The sequence below is a fragment of the Enterococcus sp. C74 genome (assembly GCF_040887125.1).
GTDB classification, from domain to species: domain Bacteria; phylum Bacillota; class Bacilli; order Lactobacillales; family Enterococcaceae; genus Enterococcus_B; species Enterococcus_B hirae.
In genome coordinates, this window is the sequence record NZ_JBFOFA010000024.1 from 1 (window position 1) to 2,812 (window position 2,812).

General features: G+C 34.5%; 1 protein-coding gene and 1 pseudogene. One reads left to right on the top strand and one right to left on the bottom strand.

The annotated features are described in order from the left end of the window. Positions 1 to 309: 309 nt before the first annotated feature. Positions 310 to 1,560: pseudogene (locus AB3H93_RS14070) on the bottom strand (IS110 family transposase). 406 nt (positions 1,561 to 1,966) lie between these two features. On the opposite strand from AB3H93_RS14070, the gene AB3H93_RS14075 reads away from it, so the two are divergent. Next, positions 1,967 to 2,578 carry a DUF3862 domain-containing protein gene (locus AB3H93_RS14075; RefSeq protein WP_161440480.1) on the top strand — a complete coding sequence of 204 codons (612 nt, stop codon included), beginning with the start codon at positions 1,967 to 1,969 and terminating at the stop codon, positions 2,576 to 2,578. Positions 2,579 to 2,812 lie beyond the last annotated feature (234 nt).

The following is a 2,812-nucleotide window of genomic DNA, read 5'->3' on the forward strand; positions in this document are numbered from 1 at the left end:
GCTGAGTGATGAAATGAGTCGTTCACTGTATATAAATATAAGTCACGAATCCCTTATAGACTGATAGTATAAGCCTAGAAAAAAATTAAATTTTTTTCTAGAAATTAAATTAATTCTTAAAAACCTAGGAACTGAGCTTTTAATTATTTATAATTTTTTTAGCCACTTAAATAGTCTAATGGTAATAAGTCAAGATAAAAATGGAGAATAGTTTTATTGAGTCACTTGTTTTGAAGCGCACTTAACTAGACCCGACCAAAATCAAAATTTTTTCGGGTTGTTTCAAGGATTTGCGTCAATAACAAAGTGTTATTTATCTATCACGCTCCTTGGTGGCGTATAGAGTTGATGGTTACGTAGTAGCGTATCCACCAGACGCGTAAATTTTCTTGCGGTTAAGACGAGTGCGCGTTTGTGTTGATGTTTTGGAACCTCTTTACATTTACTTTGATAAAAAGATTGATATTCAGGAAGATATTTTCTTACGGAGTTGGCAGCTTCAACTAAGTAGTATCTAAAATATCAATTCCCTTGCTTTGTCAGAGGTGTGTTTTGAGACTGATAGTTTCCGGATTGTTTTACTTTCCAACTTAAGCCAGCGTACTTTGCCAATTTTGTCTGATCTTCAAATCTTTCGATTTGACCAATTTCAGCGATTAAGCCGGCAGCGTAGACTTTACCAACACCTGGAATACTGGTTAAGCATTGATATTCTGGAATTATGACAACTAATTGTTCAATTGCTTTATCGAGTTCTTTGATGTTCTTTTCTAACGTACGCATTTCACAGACAAGAACACCTAAGACAATCTCAATCGATTCTTGAGCTACCGCTCCTAAGCGATAGCTGGATCTGATTGCTCGTTGAATCGCCTTAGCGATTTTCTCTGGTTGCTTGAACCGACCTCTGCCTTTTTTCTGAAGTAAGTCACAGAAGGCTTCCAAAGGAAGCTCCGCTAACTCGTCTAGTGTGAAGTCTTCCGTCATAAGAGAAATGATCGTGGTGCTAAAAAGGCTGGTTGATTCATCTTTCATCTCGCGCGCAAGTGTACTGCATTTGTACGTTAGATTTTCCAGAAAGTGTTGTTTTGTACGAGTCAATTGCTTAATGAGTTGATAGCGAGTGCGTGTTAAACGCTGTAAGGCCATGTACTTCTCTTCTTTGATAGGAGAAGTTGTGAATCGTTGAATACGCAAGAAATCAGCGATTCTTAATGCATCGTTTCGGTCGGTCTTATCCTCATCAAACATACGACTGAACTGTTTAATTCGAAAAGGATTTTCAATCGTTACAAGTACATTGAGTTTCCTCAGCTCCTCATCTTCATGAAAAAACATGGAAGGGTGGAAACTGTACATGGACGTTGACTCCATACCAATCACAATTTGATCAAAGAGATAGTTCTCATTAAACTTAAGAATCATTTCTCGAGTTAATGAAGCCCCTTCAATGTCATTAGCAACAGAGATTTCAGACAAGATAGACAATTGATCGTCATCCGTTAGGAAACAAACATCTAATTTTTCAGAGCTAACGTCAATACCGACAAATAATTTCATGGAAGAAGGACCTCCTTTCATTTTAAATTTTAGAAAATGCTTCGATACTGTGGGATTCCCCAGAAACTCACTGTGTGGACACAACCTCGCCTAATAGAATATGGTGATAAAAGAGCTAGAAGCTGCCTTCCAACTACTATTTGGAAGGCTAGTCCATTATTGAAACAGCTAATGAGTTGGTAGTGAACACGGTGGTTCGGGTAACAGACTATTTGTCGTAGACAAAACTACAGGAGGAAGTATCAAATTCCCGTTGGATCCTTTCCATACATCCATTGTACTCTGAGAAATCACACAATATCGAAACAAATTCCGTAAGGAATACGTTATTCAATAAATTTTATAATCTAGAAACATTTTGAATAAAAACAATTAGATAAATTATATTTTACGAGGAGGAAGTATTTTGAAAAAAATAATCTATATTATTCTAGGAGTCATTACGGTAATCTTTATTTGTATTGGATCAATGATTATCTTTAAAAATGATGAAAAGAAAGAAACAACAGAAATTACAACTACAGAAAAGAAATCTGCTCAAGAAGTAAAATCAGTATATGATAAATTAACAATAGGAACAGGTTTGGAGAATGTAAATAAAATATTAGGTTCTCCGTTATACACGGAATCTTCTACAGATCATTCGGGAAATTCTGAAACCATTTATACTTGGGGAAGTAGTAAGAACGGAGAATTAGGTGCTAAGTTAACTGTTGGTACAGAAAACAACAATGTTGTCGAAAAATCAGTATCTGGATTATATGTTTCTTATGATAAAGAAAAAGTAGTTTCTTCTAAAGTATTTGGAGAAATTCAAATGAATAAGGATTTATCAAAGGAAAAAGCTATTAAAAAATTTGGCAAACCGAATGCTATTGCGGAATATAAAAATTCAAATGGTGAAAATATTCAAACATTGACGTGGGAAACAAATACTACTGGACCATTAGGATCTTATTTTGTCATCACATTTACGAATGATATTGCTACTTCTAAAAATGAAGTTGGATTAGTGTAATCCACTTTCAAATAGCTGAGTTTAATAGAAACTTCAATTAAAACACTGAAAGCTATCTATGATGAATTGTCCAAACAGTTTAAAAAGAGATATTTCAGATATTCATTGATGAGAATTGATACTAGATACAATTAAAAAAGAGCACCTCAAATGTAGTAAAATAAATTTGGATGTGTTTTTGTCATGGCAAAAAAAAATGATTATCCTAAAGAAGTGAACTACCCACCACTTAGT